Genomic DNA, 17,237 nt, shown 5'->3' with positions numbered 1-17,237 from the left:
GTAATGCCAGGTGACAACACGCAGTTTAAAGTAACCCTGATCCAGCCAGTGGCGATGGAAGAAGGCTTGCGCTTTGCAATCCGTGAAGGTGGCCGCACAGTTGGTGCAGGTGTTGTTTCCAAAATTATCAAGTAATTGATTTGAGCAGCCGGCGACTGGATTCCTGCGAATCTTGCCGGCTGCTTTTACACGGGCGTAGCTCAATTGGCAGAGCAGCGGTCTCCAAAACCGCAGGCTGCAGGTTCGAGTCCTGCCGCCCGTGCAAGTAATCCTAGAACCTCGCTGATGAAAGTCAGAAAGGAGCCACAAAATTTGCACTGAGTTATGAGTAAGATTACAGGATACCTGAAAGAGGTTCTGAAGGAAATGCAGAAGGTCAGTTGGCCCAAACGGTCCGAACTGATTGCTTTTACGACGATTACTGTTATCGCTACCATCATCATATCCCTGTTTATTTTTGGTGCCGACCGCGTGATTAGCATCATTCTGGAGTGGGTTTACGGGCGTGCATAGTACATCACTATCGATTCAATAATTCAGTGATCAAGCTGGGGGGTGAGCAATGGCCACTCTGAAAAATAAAATTCCCAAGTGGTACGTGTTACGGACTTTTTCCGGGCACGAGAAAAAGGTGAAAGCCTACCTGGAGAAAGAGATAGAGCGTATTGGCCTGACAGGTAAGCTTTCAGAGATTATGATTCCCACTGAGACCGTATTTGAAATGCGGCAGGGCAAGAAACGTACGCGTGAGAAAACGTTTTTCCCTGGTTACATTCTGATTCAGGCAATTCTAGACAATGAACTTCAGCATGTGATCGCAGGTGTGCCGTCTGTTGTTGGTTTTCTGACGACAGGAGACCAGCCAACGCCGTTGCGTCCGGACGAAATGAACCGGATTCTTGGCAAGGTCGACGAGGCACGGGAAATGGGCGAGCAGCCGGAAATTCCTTTCAAGGCTGGCGATGCCATCAAAGTTGTTGATGGGCCATTTAACAACTTCACCGGGTTTGTTGAGGAGGTTTATCCTGACAAAATGAAGGTGAAGGTCATGGTATCCATCTTCGGACGAAAAACACCACTCGAGCTCGACTATTTACAGGTCGAACACGAAGAGTAAAAGAATCCTGCGGTAAATCTCTAGCTGGGATTGTTTTGCAGGAACCTCCAGGGCCGGTAAGCATATTACGCGGCCACATTTACCAAGTACGCTAAATATTTTTGGCAAGAAAAAGGCGGGAGCTTTAGGGTAAGGCCCTGGGCGTCTGCACCGCGGTTTCGATTATGGCTAAAAAAATAGACGGCTTTATAAAGCTGCAAATCAAAGCGGGACAGGCGAGTCCTGCACCTCCAATTGGGCCGGCACTGGGCCAGAAAGGGGTAAACATCATGGAATTCTGTAAAGCTTTTAATGCAGCTACGCAGGATAGAATGGGCCTCGTTTTGCCCGTAGTTATCACGGTGTTTGCCGACAAGTCTTTTACGTTTATCGTAAAAAGCCCGCCGGCAGCTATCCTCCTTAAGAAAGCGGCAAAAATCGACAGTGGGGCGGCTGACCCGCTGCGCATGAAGGTTGGTACCGTTACCTGGGATCAGTGCAAAGATATTGCCTCCCAGAAAATGGAGGATCTAAACGCCCACGATATTGAAAATGCAGCCCGTATGATTGCTGGCACAGCTCGCTCTATGGGAATCAAGGTAGACGGTGCGCCGGCTGCCTAATGTATGCATGAGTAGGTGCCAGTATTGGCACGTTTGGATATCATTTTTGGATTATCACAGCGGGAGCTTTGGGGGATTTGCCTCCCGGGCGATTGTACCGCAAAAACAAAAAGCATATGGCAAAGCGAGGGAAACGCTATGCGCAGGCGCAAAAAACAATTGAAGAAGCAGGCACTGCTTTTTCTCTTGAAGGTGCCTCCGAGCTGATTAAGAAATTATCAACAGCAAAATTTGATGAATCAGTCGACATCGACGTGCGCCTGGGTGTAGATCCCCGGCACGCTGATCAGATGGTTCGTGGTACAGTAACCCTTCCACATGGCACCGGTAAAGAAGTACGTGTACTTGTACTGGCAAGCCCTGGGAAACAGGCCGAAGCTACTGAAGCCGGCGCTGACCACGTAGGCCTTGATGACTATGTCGAGAAAATCCAGAAAGATGGCTGGTTCGATTTTGACGTGTTGATCGCCACGCCCGATGTAATGGGCGCAGTTGGTAAACTGGGTCGCGTACTCGGGCCCCGTGGCCTGATGCCAAACCCCAAAAGCGGCACCGTAACCATGAATATCAGCGATGCTGTTCAACAGGTGAAAGCGGGTAAAATCGATTTTCGCGTTGACAAAACAGGCATCCTGCATACAGCGGTTGGTAAAATATCGTTCACTGCGGAGCAGATTAGGGACAATGCAGAAGCATTCCTGAAAGAAGTCATCCGGCTTCGTCCTTCAGCTGCCAAAGGCACCTATGTGAAGTCAGTAACCATGTCTACGACAATGGGGCCTGGTATTCCTTTGGATAAGCAAGAGCTCCTCAACGTTATTCGCTAGCAATTTGGACAGAACATTCTGTCTCCACAGCAGATATTTGAACTGATATGGCACTGACAAAAGAACAAAAAACAGCCATCCTGGAAGAAGTAACTGGCCAGTTGGAAGAAGCTTCAGCTGTTTACCTGACCAATGCTTCCGGGCTTACTGTAGAACACGCCAACGAATTGCGTGCAAACTTTCGCAAGTCAGAAGTGCAGTACCGTGTTGTTAAAAACACGCTACTGAAGATTGCGATGGACAAAGTGGGTGGATACGAGGACCTGTACGACCACCTCGCCGGCCCAACAGCTGTTGCTTTTAGCACAGAGCCCGCTGCTCCAGCACGGGTTATGAAAGATTTTGCCAAAGGCCCTGGTGCTGGTCTTCCGGCGCTTAAAGGTGCATTTATAGACGGCGACGTTTATGGCTCCGATGCGCTGGATATGTTGGCCGCACTCAAGTCGAAAGACGAGATCCTTGGCGATATCCTCGGCTTGTTGACCTCTCCGATGACCAACGTTGTTGGGGCACTGCAGGCACAGGGAAGCAACCTGGTTGGTGCAATCAAGACTATTGCGGAAAGAGAAGAAGGCTAGATTTGGTTGTCCTGTCCGCACAGGAAATAACAGACAATATCAATCACCTTAATATGCAGCCGAATTTGGGCCTGTCCCGGATGTTGACAGCTGCAGGAACAGAGAGAAAAAATGGCAGACGTTAAAGAACTCGCAGAACAGTTAGTAAACCTTACGATCAAAGAAGCCAGCGACCTGGCAACAGTACTCGAAGAAGAGTATGGCATTAAGCCGGCAGCAGCTGCAGTAGCAGTTGCAGGTCCTGCAGCAGGTGGCGGCGACGGTGGCGGCGCTGAAGAGAAAACGGAATTTGACGTTATCCTGACCAGCGCTGGTCCAAAGAAAATCGCTGTGATCAAAGAAGTTCGCGCTATCACAGGCCTTGGCCTCAAAGAAGCGAAAGAACTCGTTGATGGCGCGCCTAGCCCGATCAAAGAAGGTGCCAGCAAAGACGAAGCTGAGCAGATTAAAGGCAAGATCGAAGAAGCTGGCGGAAACGTAGAACTCAAGTAAGTTCATACCATTGGTAAAGCAGTTTTCTACACCAACATAGCATTGCTTTACATGGCCAAAGCCGGCCCTCTCAGGAGGTGTCGGCTTTCGGCGCTTCTAATGCCAAATAATTGGGAGCGCTACACCTTTGATGTGCCTTAAAGTAGCGAAACAAGAAGGGGGGCATGGCGTTGACCATACGTTGCACCTCTATGCGCTAAGTCTTTAAGACGCATGAATATGAGTACCTCTTTGTAACCGCGTCAACTATTACGCAAAAAGATCAGCTTATGCCCAACGATAACATTCGGAAAAGCGGGGAGGAATTGCGTGTTTCTTTCGCCCGTATTCCAACAGTTCGTGAATATCCTGACTTCTTGAATGTACAACTTAAGTCGTGGGAAGATTTTGTGCAAGCTGAAAATCCCCCGGAAGATCGGGACGATTTAGGTTTGCAAACTGTGTTCCAAGAACACTTCCCAATTCAGGATAGCCGCGAGCGCTACATGCTGGAGTTCCAGCACTATACGCTTGATGCGCCAAAACATTCTGTTTCCGAGTGTATTGCGCAGGGCCTAACTTTCTCCATTCCACTCAAAGCCAAGCTTCGTCTTTCTCGCAAGCAAGACGACGATGACGACGAAGCAAATGAAGCTGTAGAGCAGGAAGTATACCTGGGCAATCTGCCGGCGATGACAGAAAGAGGTACATTTGTCATCAATGGTGCTGAGCGCGTTGTTGTGTCTCAGCTCCACCGTAGCCCTGGCGTATTCTTTAGCCAGAGTGTCCACCCCAACGGTACGCAGCTGTATTCTGCCCGTGTGATTCCTTTCCGTGGTTCATGGATTGAGTTTTCTACGGATGTACACAACGTGATGTGGGCCTACATCGACCGCAAGAAGAAGCTACCCGTAACGGCGTTGCTTCGTGCGCTTGGATATTCAACAGACGCTGATCTTGTTGCAATGTTCGACCTTGCGGATACGGTTGAGATCACAACCAAAAAGTCTTTCAAAGGCAGCATCGATCGCAAGTTGGCAGCCAATGTTATCGTGAATCTCGTTAAAGAGGTAATCGACGAAGACACTGGCGAAGTCATCGAGACGAAGACGGAAAAGAAAGTACTCTTCCCTATCGATCATCCGCTTACCGAAGAGGACTACGACGTACTCAAGGAAGCTGAGATCGACAAGATTTTCCTTTTACAGGAAGACCAGGGCGAGGATGCGACCGACAAAAGCACGCTGCTGAATACAATCAAGAAGGACCCGACGAAGTCAGAAGAAGAGGCGCTTGCGCATCTCTACTTGCAGCTTCGTGGTGCGGAGTCTCCTGACCTAGAGACAGCACGTGGTGTACTCGAACGGTTGTTCTTCAGCGAAAAACGCTACGACCTCGGTGAAGTAGGGCGTTACCGTGTGAATCGCCGGCTCCGACTGGATGAAGCACCAGATACATCAACGCTTACACGCAACGACATTCTAGCCATCATCCGCGAACTGATCAACCTGAAAAACGGTAAAAGCTCAGTTGATGATATTGATCACCTCAGCAACCGGCGTGTACGCACCGTCGGTGAACAGCTGGCAGCCCAGTTCTCTCTTGGTCTGGCGCGTATGGCGCGTACGATCAAAGAGCGGATGAACCTGCGTGACGCAGAAAACTTCACGCCGCAGGACCTGGTCAACGCCCGTACGGTATCGAGTGTGATTAACAGTTTCTTCGGTACCAACCAGCTGAGCCAGTTTATGGATCAGACGAACCCGCTGGCGGAGCTGACGCACAAGCGGCGTATGTCTGCCCTGGGGCCTGGTGGTCTGACACGTGAACGTGCAGGTTTTGAGGTTCGCGACGTACACTACACGCATTACGGCCGCCTCTGCCCGATTGAAACGCCTGAGGGTCCAAACATTGGTTTGATTTCTTCTCTGTGCGTGCATGCGCAGATCAACCCGTTCGGGTTTATCGAAACGCCGTACCGCGTTGTGAAAAAAGGCAAAGTTACCAATGAGATTCGCTTCCTGACAGCAGAAGAGGAAGATGAGTCCATCATCGCCCAGGCCAATGCGCCGGTGGATGCAAAAGGTAACTTCGAAAACGATTATGTGAAGTGCCGGCATCGCGGTGATTTCCCGATCATCACGCCCGAGAACATCGAATACATGGATGTTGCGCCGAACCAGATTGTGTCGCCTGCGGCCAGCCTGATTCCGTTCCTCGAGCATGATGACGCCAACCGTGCCCTCATGGGATCAAACATGCAGCGCCAGGCCGTGCCGCTGTTGCGTGCTGATTCTCCGATTGTAGGTACGGGTCTCGAAGGACGCGTAGCAAAAGACTCACGCGCCAACATAGTAGCTGAAGGGCCAGGCATTGTTGAGTTTGCCGATGCAACCCGCGTGGTTGTCCGCTACGACCTCGACGAGAACGATGCTGATGTAGCATTTGAGGATCCGGTCAAAACATACATGTTGACCAAATTCCGCCGTACCAACCAGGATACCTGCATCAACCAGAAGCCAATTGTGCAACCTGGCATGCGGGTTAAAAAAGGCACCGTACTTACCGACGGGTTCTCAACGGACAACGGTGAGTTGGCGCTTGGTAAAAACGTGCTTGTGGCCTTTATGCCATGGCGTGGGTACAATTTCGAGGATGCCATCGTGCTTTCTGAGCGCCTCGTGGCAGACGACGTGTACACCTCGGTGCACATCGAAGAGTTTGAGTTGCAGGTTCGCGATACCAAACGTGGGGAAGAAGAACTTACCCGTGAAATCCCGAACGTTTCTGAAGAAGCAACCAAAGACCTCGACGAGCGCGGTATCATCCGTATTGGTGCGGAAGTGAAAGCCGGCGACATCATTGTGGGTAAAATTACCCCGAAAGGTGAGACCGATCCGACGCCAGAAGAGAAACTGCTTCGCGCCATTTTTGGTGACAAAGCAGGTGATGTAAAAGACGCATCGCTGAAGGCGCCTCCGGGCATGAAGGGTATCGTGATTGATACCAAACTCTTCAGCCGGCGCAAGCTTGATCCTGCTTCCAAGAAGGTAGAGCAACAGCGCATTACGGAGATCGACACCAACCTCGAATACCAGATCAACGAGCTGAACGAGAAGTTTTATACCAAGTTCTTCTCGATGGTCGACGGCAAGAAATGCCCGGGTATCGAAGATCGTGATGGTCGCGTAATTATCTCAGAAGGTGCCAAGTACACCAAAGAGCCGTTTGTAGATGTACCGCCGCATACAATGCGTACACGGCATACCTACCTCGACAACGAGGAAGCGAACCGTAAGGTGCAGAAACTCATTCGGAACTACCAGACCATCTACAACCGGGTACAGGGAGACGCTAAACGTCGCCGACACCAGGTGCAGATGGGGGATGAGTTGCCACCGGGTATCGTACAACTTGCAAAAGTGTACGTCGCCAAGAAGCGCAAAATCCAGGTGGGCGACAAAATGGCCGGCCGCCATGGTAACAAAGGTGTGATCGCCAAGATTGTACCGGAAGAGGATATGCCGTTCCTCGCTGATGGTCAGCCAGTTGACATTGTGCTCAACCCGCTGGGTGTACCATCACGTATGAACCTGGGTCAGATTTTTGAGACCCTCCTCGGATGGGCCGGCTCCAAGCTGGGCAAAAAGTATGCAACCCCGATTTTCGACGGTGCAAAGATGGAAGACGTCATGCAAGAGCTCGAAAACGCAGGATTGCCAACGGACGGACGTGCACAGTTGTACGACGGCCGCTCAGGTGAAGCATTTGACCAGCGTACTACGGTAGGTCAGATCTACATGCTGAAACTCAGCCACCTTGTTCAGGACAAGATGCACGCACGTAGCATCGGGCCATACAGCCTTATTACCCAGCAGCCGCTTGGTGGTAAAGCACAGTTTGGTGGTCAGCGCCTGGGTGAGATGGAGGTATGGGCACTCTATGCATACGGTGCTGCAAGCACACTGCAGGAGATGCTAACCTACAAGTCTGACGACGTTCAAGGCCGCTCTAAAGCGTACGAGTCAATCGTAAAAGGGGAGAACATGCCGGAAGCCGGCACCCCGGAAAGCTTTAACGTTCTTGTTCGCGAGCTTCAGGGCCTGGGACTAGAAATCAAACTGGATTAATGAATGTCGATTGACACCTGCTGCGCGGTTAACCCCGCGTGGCAGCGATCATTCGGCGCTTTAGGAATCGACACCTGACATTCGACATTCGGAATTTGATATGCCGTACGGAAAAACGCAGAAAATAAGAAAGAACTTTACACAGATCACCGTCAGTCTTTCTTCTCCCGAGACCATTCTTGAGCGGTCTTATGGCGAGGTGCTTAAACCTGAGACGATCAACTATCGCTCGTTTAAGCCTGAAAAAGATGGCCTCTTCTGTGAAAAGATCTTTGGTCCAGTAAAAGATTGGGAATGTCATTGCGGCAAATACAAGCGTATTCGCTACAAAGGCATTATTTGTGACCGCTGTGGGGTTGAAGTAACCCAGAAAGCAGTGCGTCGTGAGCGTATGGGACACATCACGCTTAGTGTGCCCGTTGTTCACATTTGGTATTTCAAAACACTACCAAACAAAATTGGTCACCTCCTCGGACTCAAGTCGAAAGACCTCGAGAAGGTAATCTATTATGAAAACTATATCGTTATTCAGCCTGGTGCTGCAGAAAAACTAGGTGTCGAGCCGAAGCAGCTGCTCTCTGAAGACGAGTATTTCAACGTTCTGTATCAGATCCGCGAAGATAACAATCGCCTGGACGACGAAGACCCGGAAAAATTCATCGCCAAAATTGGTGGTGAAGCGGTCGAAATGATGTTGAGTCGTGCTGAACTCGATGAACTGGCGCAGGAACTGCGTTTCCAGGTTCGCACAGAGTCTAGCCAGCAGCGTAAAGCTGAAGCGCTGAAACGATTGAGCGTTGTTGAGTCCTTCCGTGATGCCAACAAGCGCATGGAGAACCGCCCGGAGTGGATGGTCATGCGCGTTATTCCTGTGATCCCACCGGAATTGCGCCCGCTTGTACCGCTCGAAGGCGGTCGGTTTGCGACAAGTGACCTCAACGACTTGTATCGTCGCGTAATTATCCGCAACAACCGCCTCAAGCGCCTGATTGATATCAAGGCTCCTGAAGTAATTCTGCGTAACGAGAAGCGGATGCTCCAGGAGGCTGTTGACTCGCTGTTTGATAACAGCCGTAAAGCCAACGCAGTGCGTTCCGACTCAAACCGCGCCCTCAAGTCGCTTTCAGATATGCTGAAAGGGAAGCAGGGTCGTTTCCGTCAGAACTTGCTTGGTAAGCGTGTTGATTATTCTGGCCGTTCTGTAATTGTTGTAGGTCCTGAACTGGGGCTGCACCAATGTGGTTTGCCAAAAGAAATGGCTGTGGAGCTCTTCAAGCCATTTGTAATCCGCAAGCTGATTGAGCGTGGCATCGTTAAGACGGTTAAAAGCGCCAAGAAGGTTGTTGACCGCAGGACATCCGATGTATGGGACATCCTTGAAAAAGTCATCGATGGCCGGCCGGTTATGCTTAACCGTGCACCTACGCTGCACCGTCTCGGTATCCAGGCTTTCCAGCCGGTACTGATTGAAGGCAAGGCAATCCGGCTGCATCCGCTGGTATGTACCGCTTTCAACGCCGACTTTGACGGTGACCAGATGGCTGTACACGTGCCACTGAGCCATGATGCTTGTCTGGAAGCCATGATCCTCATGCTTGCCAGCCATAACATCTTGAGCCCTGCACATGGTGGACCGGTGACGGTACCAACGCAGGACATGGTTTTGGGCCTCTATTACATGACCAAAGCCCGGAACGGCATGCGGGGAGAAGGCAAACGCTTTAGCTCCTCTCAAGAAGTTCGCCAGGCATACGATCAGAAAATTGTAGACCTCCACGCCAAAATCACGCTGATGCATGAAGGTGAAGCGCTGGAGACCACAGTAGGCCGCGTCCTGTTCAACGAAGTTGTACCGGAAGGCGCCGGCTATATCAATGAGGTCCTTACCAAAAAGAACCTCCGCAGCATTATTTCCAGAATCCTGGCTGCTACAGGTTTTGCTGAAACCACGAAGTTTCTCGATAGCATGAAGAACCGTGGGTTTGAGCAGGCTACAACAGCTGGTCTGACCTTCTCGCTGGCCGATATCGTTGTACCGCAGGAAAAAGAAGACCTGATCTCCGACGCTTCTGGCGAAGTAGAGCAGGCGCTTGAGTTCTACGAAATGGGCCACATTACGGAGAACGAGCGCTACAATAAAGTTATCGATATCTGGACCCGTACCAACGGCATGATCTCTGAAGTGCTCTTCGATGCACTGAAAGAAGACAAGCAGGGTTTCAACGCCATTTACATGATGGCTGACTCTGGTGCTCGTGGTTCTAAAGAGCAGATTCGTCAGCTTGGTGGAATGCGTGGTCTGATGGCCAAGCCGCAAAAAAGCCTGGTTGGTTCAGCTGGAGAGATTATCGAGAATCCGATTATCTCCAACTTTAAAGAAGGCCTGTCGGTACTTGAGTACTTTATCTCAACGCACGGTGCCCGTAAAGGCTTGGCTGATACTGCCCTGAAAACGGCTGATGCCGGCTACCTGACGCGCCGTCTTGTTGACGTTGCACAGGATGTTACGGTTACGATTACGGACTGTGGCACGTTGCGTGGTATTCGCACAACAGCGTTGAAAGACAATGAGGACATCGTAGAACCGCTGGCAGACCGTATTCTCGGTCGCGTATCGGTGCACGATGTTGAAGATCCGCTTACTGGCGAAACCATCGTTGCAGCCAATGAGCTGATTGACGAAGCTAAAGCGCGTAAAATTTCGGAGACTTCCATTGAGGAAGTTGAGATTCGCTCCGTGCTTACTTGTGAATCGCGTCGTGGCGTATGTGCCCTGTGTTATGGCCGTAACCTTGCGATGAACCGCCTGGTTGAGACCGGAGAGGCTGTTGGGGTAGTTGCAGCACAGTCGATTGGTGAGCCTGGTACACAGCTTACGCTTCGTACCTTCCATATTGGTGGTACTGCTTCGCGTATTTCTGCTGAGAGCACCTTGCAGACCAAATTTGGTGGTGTTGTTGAATTTGAAAACCTGCGCACGGTAACGCTGGATACAGGGGAAGAAACGAGAGAAGTTGTCCTTGCCCGTCAGGGTGGCGTTCGGATTATGGATCCGGAAGAAAAAGGCCGGCAGCTTATCTCCTACATCATTCCTTATGGTGCTGAGCTGCTCGTCTCTGACGGACAGGTGCTCGAGAAAGGTGAAGTACTCGCCAGCTGGGACCCTTACAATAGTGTGCGTCTCTCTGAAGTTGCCGGTACGGTTTCTTTCCAGGATATCGTCGAAGGTACCACGTACCGCGAAGAGTCTGACGAACAGACCGGCTATAAAGAGAAGGTTATTACAGAGAGTAGGGAGCGTACCCTTACGCCGGCTATCCTCGTGACAACCAAAGACGGTGAAGTTCGAGAGTATCCACTGCCAATCCGTGCGCGCTTGCAGATCGATGCCGGCGACAAGGTACAGGCTGGTGAAATCCTCGCAAAAATGCCGCGTCAGTCTGCGAAGACGCGCGATATTACGGGTGGTCTGCCACGTGTAACCGAACTGTTCGAAGCGCGTCGTCCTTCTGATCCTGCTGTTGTTAGTGAGATCGATGGGGTTGTTTCCTTCGGTGGTCGTAAACGTGGTTCTCAGGAAGTGATTGTGACTAGCCGCGATGGCGAAATCTCGAAAACATACCTTGTGTCGCTTTCGAAGTACCTGATTGTTCATGAGAACGACTTTGTCCGTGCTGGCGAGCCGCTTTCTGATGGGCAGATTTCACCGCAGGATATCCTCGGTATTCTCGGACCTAAATCAGTACAGGAGTATCTCGTAAACGAGGTGCAGGAAGTTTACCGCCTCCAGGGTGTAACGATCAATGACAAGCACATTGAAGTTATTGTGCGCCAGATGATGCAGAAAGTTAGCATCACCGATCCTGGCGATACAAACCTGCTGGAGCGCAGCAAGGTAGACCGTTTCATCCTCGAAGAGCTCAATGATTACTTGTATGATCGCTTTGTAGTGACGAATGCAGGTGACTCTGTACTCAAGGTTGGTGAAATTGTAGACCGCCGTAAGCTTCGTGAGATTAACTCTGACATGAAGCGTAAAGACCTCAAACAGGTTACGGTGCGTGAAACGCAGCCGGCAGTTGCTGAGCCCATCCTGCTCGGTATCACGCAGGCATCGCTGTCAACAGATTCGTTTGTATCTGCTGCTTCCTTCCAGGAAACAACAAAGGTACTCACCGAAGCTGCCATCCGCGCGAAAGTGGATCCGCTGTATGGCTTGAAGGAAAACGTGATCGTAGGTCACCTCATTCCTGCAGGTACCGGCCAGCGCCGATTCCGCGACATCGTGGTTGGGTCCAAGAAAGAGCTTGCAGAACTGCAGGCAGCACTTGGAAGCGACCTGCCTAGCAAAGTTGAATCTGTCACCCCATAACCGGGTACAAGGCCAACAACAAATTGCAAAAGCCGGCTGATCGATAAGATCAGCCGGCTTTTCTTTTTTTACCAAGTTGAACAGCTTACAGGGATCACTTCGTGGAATAAAGTAGCAACCTCATCTCCTTGTTAGATAAAGGAGTATCCGTTTCCGGGATTAAAATACTACAATGCTTTCTGTTACACCGAAGCGATCTGCTATAATGTGGATGAAGTAGACTCCGCTTGCCAACCCTGAGGTATTCAGCGTGAACTGATGGCGCTCATTGGGCCGAAGTGAAGATTCATTTATCACCTGCACTTGCCGGCCCAGCACATCGTAAAGCGCAATACGCACATAGTCGACCTCTTCCAATACCAGCGAGAAGGTTGCAGATTCAAATGCTGGGTTCGGAAAGGGGGCTACCAATTCAAATACGTCTACGGGGTCCAGTGGCGGCTCCGTTTCAACGACACGCGATTCAGCAGTCCAATTGCTGGGGTCATCAGAAAAGTCATCCAATTCAATTTTGACCAGTGCTGCGCCGGCGCCATTGGCTTCGGTTGGCCATGGCGCTGCATTGCTATATCCAACCCGATCAACCTCAATTCGAGGAATCAGGTCGGGCTGTTCGATGGGGGGCATGTCAGGACGGGTGAGTAGCAGCGTCTCACCTGCATTGTTAAGCCGGCCGTCCCAGGGCCCCAGTACCTGTACCGCCGGATCGCTGAACGCTTGCTGCATGGCAGCAATTTTATCAGACTCTACGGATGGATCAAAAGGCACGATACGCGCAATTTCCCCGGCTCCCAAAGTAAGTCCGTCTGGGAAGGTGTAGGAAACACCCCCTTCGATTTGCCAGTTTTCGGCATTCAGTGATGAACTGCTTCGGTTTATAACCTCCACATATTCTAAATACCGGTCGTTGTTTGGTGGGTGGTACATGATTTCCCGGAAGACCAGGTCGCCTATTTTGGGGCCGGCGTTTGTGCTGCCCAGAGAGGGTTGTAACATAGGATATAAAGCTCCCGTGCCATCAGGCCATCTGCCCAGCGTTTCTCCATTGGCTGTTGCACCAAATGAGACATGGTCCTCAAACCTCAATAGCTTGTCATTATTGCCTGTTGAGACGAGGGAGACCTCATCTCCGGATGCACTGTTGAGCGCAAAGGCTGTTGGGCTGCCATCCGCATTAAAATCGGATTCATCGAAGACGATAAACCCGCCTGCTGGCAAGACAGTGCCTGTGGGAATGGCAAACTTCCTATATTGATCGGAGTCGCTCAGGTACCAGCCACTAATATCAACGTCATCATTTGATTGATTGAAGAGTTCGATTGCATCTACCAGTGGCAAGTCGGTATGTGTTAACACCTCGTTGATGCGTATGGGTAGGGCGTCTGTTGCGGTAGGTGCACCGGGCGATCCGTCAACGCCAGGGCTGGCTTGCCAATGCTCTGATAAAGCAAGGTCTTGTGCATCAGCAAGGAGTTCGAGTGAGCTCCCGCTACCATCAGCACGGCTCGGCCAGTTGCCACCCGTACCGTAGGCTAGCTCGTGAAGAACCGTTCCGTCGAACCCTTGAAGTACCAGGTTTTCTCCACTGTTGCTGAGCTTGCCATCATATTCGCCAGCAACCAAGATATCAGCGCCATACCTAAACGCAAAGGCTGCTGCATCTTTTACAAGCAACGCATAAGATGCAGGTGGCAATACAGCTGCGTCAAACGTGAAAGATATGCCATCAGCGAAGCGCAACCCGCTGAGGTGTAAGGCTTCGTTGCCTGTGTTGAACAGTTCGATGAATTCAAAATCGTCGTTGTCTTCAAATCCCGCGTTAATTTCAGGCTGGTCGGGTGCTGAAGGGTTGTAATGGATTTCTGAAATGACAAGCGATGCCGGGGTGGGGGCAACCGCATCTACAAAGAAAGTAGCTTGATTTAAGGCTGACCACTGCCCGTCTACAATGGCGCGTGCCTGCACGTCTACTGCTCCAGCAAGTGCAACGGCGCCCCCGCTGTACAGCACGGCATCTGGCGAAATTGCGCCATCGCTGAGGCGAGGGTCAGGGCCATTCATTGTAAAATACACTGAATCAGCCTCACTGGCGAGCGACAGTAGGAAGTTAGCTGACACATTGCCGCCGTGTTGATTAAAGGCCGGCGGGTCGATCGCGGGGAAAAGAGGATCGACTACGAAGCCCAGTGATGGGAAACGCCAATCCGAGTAGCGCCGAGATATTCTCAGTAGCTGAATAATTTCTTCAGAGCGGCCCGGGAAAAAGTTATTCGAAATGTTGTCTATGGCGTTTTGCCAGTCATCTTTCGTTAAGGATGGTTGACGTTTGGAGTCTCCCCATCGGGCAGATTCAGCCCATATTGCTTCTTCTATTTCTGCAGCGCGCGCAAGAAATCTATCGCGGCCGGCTTCCTCGGTTAGGATGCCACCGTTGCGCAGGTGCTTGTGCGCAAGGTCTGCAAAACGGATGCGATACGCAGGAGATGACATCAATTGCTGATGAATCCACATCGGATTGCTCTCTTTAAGCTGGTTTCCGGCAGGATACGGGCCCGTTCGATCTCTGGCCTGGGGAGCATCAGGCAGCAAGGAATGTTCGTTGTCGTGGGTGAAGAACTTGAATCCTGCTTCGCCGACACGGTTTATGATTGCGTAAAAGTTGTTGATTTGCTCATTCCCCAGAAACCAGGAAATGGGAGCATCAAAGTTGCCAGTGTAAAAATTGATCAGGGTATAGTTGATCAGGTTGTCTACATCAAGCAAAATTGAGAAATCTGTGTTTCTCGATCCATCCGGGTTTCTCCCCTGAATTTGCTGATAAATTGCTTGCCGCTCAGTTTCGTCAGTAGCATCCGCCATGTTATTTACAGCAGTCCATAAATCGACCCAGGCTGTAGCGTTACCATCTGTGACTTCAAGATCATAAAACCCATCGGTGGGGCCGGTTGATTTAAGTACGTCGAAATCGTCTTTGTCACCATCAAAATAAGAAGCTGCAAACGACGCTTCCGACCGTTCCTGGCTTTGAAATAGCCCCCAATACAGGCCATTGATATATAAATGGTAATAACGGCTCCTTGTGTAAGGATCTCCCATGTCGCGTTGGGTATCCCGCGAGAACACGTCGCGATTCATGGTATTTCGCGTATCGCCATTAAATGACCACGAGTAGTTTTGGCTGGTTCGTAAGTCCAGGTTTTCAAACTCAGCGACACCTTCATCTTCAAAGGCGGGGAATTTGAGCATTTCATCCCTAAAGAACAACCTGAATGCATGTTTGGGATTGTTTTCGCTCCTGCTGAACCCACCGCGAATGCGGACGCCGGCGTTGATCTGGACGCCTTCTGTACCATCGGGAAACATGAATTCAACAGAAGCCGGCCTTTCCCAATCCCGTCCACGTTGAAATGCGTTGGCATAAATGCCCGTGTCTGCATCGAAGAGTTCGTCGAGGTCGATGGCCAACGATACACTGGGAATTGACTGCAGGGCTTTGATGGTTTGTGCACGGTTACCGGTGTCGGGGAGTCCTGCAATTTGCAGATTCATACCATAGTCTACAACATTGCCACCCCAGGTGGTTGGCCATCCTTCAGGTCTTCCAATCTGGCCAGCGACATTGTCGAGGAAGAGATACGTTTGTGTGGCTACTGGAGAATCGAGGTAACCGGCTTTGTATGCTACAGTCCGTAATACAGCGGTTTTCTCTATGGTGATCGGGGCTTCGTAACGCGTGCCCGTTGTCGAGGTCGGCGGACTGCCATCCAGAGTATACCTGATCATCGCATCAGGCGTTGATGAACGCAGCGTTACGCTAAAAGGTGTGTCAAAAAAACCGTGTTCAACGCTGAAAACAGGGGCTTCTGCAAACCCTGAAATGACGGCACTGTTTGGCTCTCCTGGTGTGGGGGAGGCCAGGTAGCCCGCTACACCATTTTGAAAACCATACGACAGGTCTTCTGATTGCGGGGGAAACGCTGGATCGAAGGCTGAAGCTACAATGCCTTCAGGATTGACCAGTGCCAGGTATTCACCCTCAGCGCCAAGTTTGAAATTGGTATGGTATTCTTCACCCGGCAACGGGGCAATGTCATCGGCTATTGGTGCATCGGGATTTTGCGGCGCATCGAATCCGAGGGTTAGAAAGGGGATGAGGGTCAAATCTGATGAATTTAAAGACGCATTATGCACTTCGATGGCGAGTACGTTTTCGCCTTCTTGCAGGACGTTTTCCAGGTCCTCTAGTTCAAAGCGCGCCGGCGGCAAACCTCTAACACCAAAGGGCTCACCAGCACTTCCCGCGCCCTCGTCAAAAGCCGGCCGCACGCCTTCGACGCCTACGTTTGCGCGGGCAACTTCGATACCGTTAAGGTAAGCTACAAATCCATCGTCATAGTCTATGTCCAACAAGACCCGCGTAACCTGTTCTACCTGCTGGATCGTGAACGTTTTCCGGACAAACACAGAAATTACTACATCTACAAGCGTGGCGTCATCGTCATCACCATATCCGAAACCACTGGCTCCGGCTTCCCACGACGTATCGTCAAAGTCGGGGTCCAGCCAGTTGTCCGGAGGGGCCGTTTCACCGACAAAGTATTGCCATTGATCTCCTTTATCAATGAATGTCTCCCATGCAATATTTGCATTGCCGCGATCCTTTCCTGAGGCAAAAACAAGGGCAAAATCACCTGGTGAAAGTGTGCCGCCAGAGAATACCCACTTTGCCGGCTCGTCAATATCATCAGTGAGCGACCATCCTGATAAGTCAACCGGTGCACTGCTTAAGTTCAGTATTTCAATCCAGTCGCTGAACGCACCATCTTCATCTGCCAGCGTACTGGCATTTGACGCCATAAATTCGTTGAGCTGAAGTATTTCTGAAGGTTGTTGACCAGCGGCTACTTGCACAAGCAGTAACATGAGCAAAACCAGCACGTAAGATCGCATCACGTAAGGTTTAAGGGCTTCATGGGAAGGGAGCGGTGGTGAAAGAAAATCAATTGCTCTGCAAATGGCAATTTAGCAGCAGGCAAAAAAAATGACATACCGCGATATTCGGGCCGCATGGAATTTTACATGCTGTCTTGAGTAGGTGAGGCGCCAGGCTTTGGAAGAGGGTTCTTCCCTCCTTAACCGG

At 50.9% G+C, this 17,237-nt stretch carries 10 protein-coding genes and 1 tRNA gene; 10 read left to right on the top strand and 1 reads right to left on the bottom strand.

The window, feature by feature from the left end; all coding sequences use genetic code 11:
* The 10 genes from tuf to rpoC all read left to right on the top strand — a co-directional run.
* Window positions 1–135 (top strand): elongation factor Tu (gene tuf / locus AAF564_06880; GenBank protein MEM8485255.1); only part of this gene is annotated, 135 nt, incomplete at its 5' end.
* A gap of 54 nt (window positions 136–189) precedes the next feature.
* Window positions 190–262, top strand: a tRNA-Trp gene (locus AAF564_06875).
* 62 nt (window positions 263–324) lie between these two features.
* A complete protein-coding gene (gene secE, locus AAF564_06870) occupies window positions 325–513 on the top strand; it encodes a preprotein translocase subunit SecE (GenBank protein ID MEM8485254.1) in 189 nt (62 codons plus the stop codon).
* 49 nt (window positions 514–562) lie between these two features.
* Window positions 563–1,117 (top strand): transcription termination/antitermination protein NusG, encoded by a 555-nt coding sequence (gene nusG, locus AAF564_06865; GenBank protein MEM8485253.1) that lies wholly within the window; start codon window positions 563–565, stop codon window positions 1,115–1,117.
* A 164-nt stretch (window positions 1,118–1,281) separates the two neighbouring features.
* Window positions 1,282–1,719 (top strand): 50S ribosomal protein L11, encoded by a 438-nt coding sequence (gene rplK, locus AAF564_06860; GenBank protein ID MEM8485252.1) that lies wholly within the window; start codon window positions 1,282–1,284, stop codon window positions 1,717–1,719.
* A 116-nt stretch (window positions 1,720–1,835) separates the two neighbouring features.
* Window positions 1,836–2,546: a 50S ribosomal protein L1 gene (gene rplA / locus AAF564_06855; protein ID MEM8485251.1), complete on the top strand. Its 711-nt coding sequence runs from the start codon at window positions 1,836–1,838 to the stop codon at window positions 2,544–2,546.
* 47 nt (window positions 2,547–2,593) lie between these two features.
* Window positions 2,594–3,124 carry a 50S ribosomal protein L10 gene (gene rplJ, locus AAF564_06850; protein MEM8485250.1) on the top strand — a complete coding sequence of 177 codons (531 nt, stop codon included), beginning with the start codon at window positions 2,594–2,596 and terminating at the stop codon, window positions 3,122–3,124.
* 111 nt (window positions 3,125–3,235) lie between these two features.
* On the top strand, window positions 3,236–3,616 hold the full coding sequence (rplL, locus tag AAF564_06845) for a 50S ribosomal protein L7/L12 (GenBank protein MEM8485249.1): 381 nt from the start codon (window positions 3,236–3,238) through the stop codon (window positions 3,614–3,616).
* Window positions 3,617–3,885: 269 nt separating this feature from the next.
* Complete coding sequence (gene rpoB / locus AAF564_06840) at window positions 3,886–7,725, top strand: DNA-directed RNA polymerase subunit beta (GenBank protein MEM8485248.1); 3,840 nt, start codon at window positions 3,886–3,888, stop codon at window positions 7,723–7,725.
* 100 nt (window positions 7,726–7,825) lie between these two features.
* Window positions 7,826–12,097, top strand: a complete 4,272-nt coding sequence (gene rpoC / locus AAF564_06835) for a DNA-directed RNA polymerase subunit beta' (GenBank protein MEM8485247.1) — start codon at window positions 7,826–7,828, stop codon at window positions 12,095–12,097.
* A 159-nt stretch (window positions 12,098–12,256) separates the two neighbouring features.
* On the opposite strand, the gene AAF564_06830 is transcribed toward rpoC, so the two are convergent.
* Window positions 12,257–17,047 (bottom strand): lamin tail domain-containing protein, encoded by a 4,791-nt coding sequence (locus AAF564_06830; protein MEM8485246.1) that lies wholly within the window; start codon window positions 17,045–17,047, stop codon window positions 12,257–12,259.
* Window positions 17,048–17,237 lie beyond the last annotated feature (190 nt).

It is taken from the genome of Bacteroidota bacterium, from assembly GCA_039111535.1.
Taxonomy (GTDB): domain Bacteria; phylum Bacteroidota; class Rhodothermia; order Rhodothermales; family JAHQVL01; genus JBCCIM01.
This window is presented reverse-complemented; position numbering and strand designations above follow the sequence as displayed.

Coding starts and splice junctions, on each gene's coding strand:
- rplA (MEM8485251.1), top strand. CDS start 1,836: ATGGCAAAGCGAGGGAAACGCTATGCGCAGGCGCAAAAAACAATTGAA.
- rplJ (MEM8485250.1), top strand. CDS start 2,594: ATGGCACTGACAAAAGAACAAAAAACAGCCATCCTGGAAGAAGTAACT.
- rpoB (MEM8485248.1), top strand. CDS start 3,886: ATGCCCAACGATAACATTCGGAAAAGCGGGGAGGAATTGCGTGTTTCT.
- rplL (MEM8485249.1), top strand. CDS start 3,236: ATGGCAGACGTTAAAGAACTCGCAGAACAGTTAGTAAACCTTACGATC.
- rpoC (MEM8485247.1), top strand. CDS start 7,826: ATGCCGTACGGAAAAACGCAGAAAATAAGAAAGAACTTTACACAGATC.
- nusG (MEM8485253.1), top strand. CDS start 563: ATGGCCACTCTGAAAAATAAAATTCCCAAGTGGTACGTGTTACGGACT.
- AAF564_06830 (MEM8485246.1), bottom strand. CDS start 17,047: ATGCGATCTTACGTGCTGGTTTTGCTCATGTTACTGCTTGTGCAAGTA.
- secE (MEM8485254.1), top strand. CDS start 325: ATGAGTAAGATTACAGGATACCTGAAAGAGGTTCTGAAGGAAATGCAG.
- rplK (MEM8485252.1), top strand. CDS start 1,282: ATGGCTAAAAAAATAGACGGCTTTATAAAGCTGCAAATCAAAGCGGGA.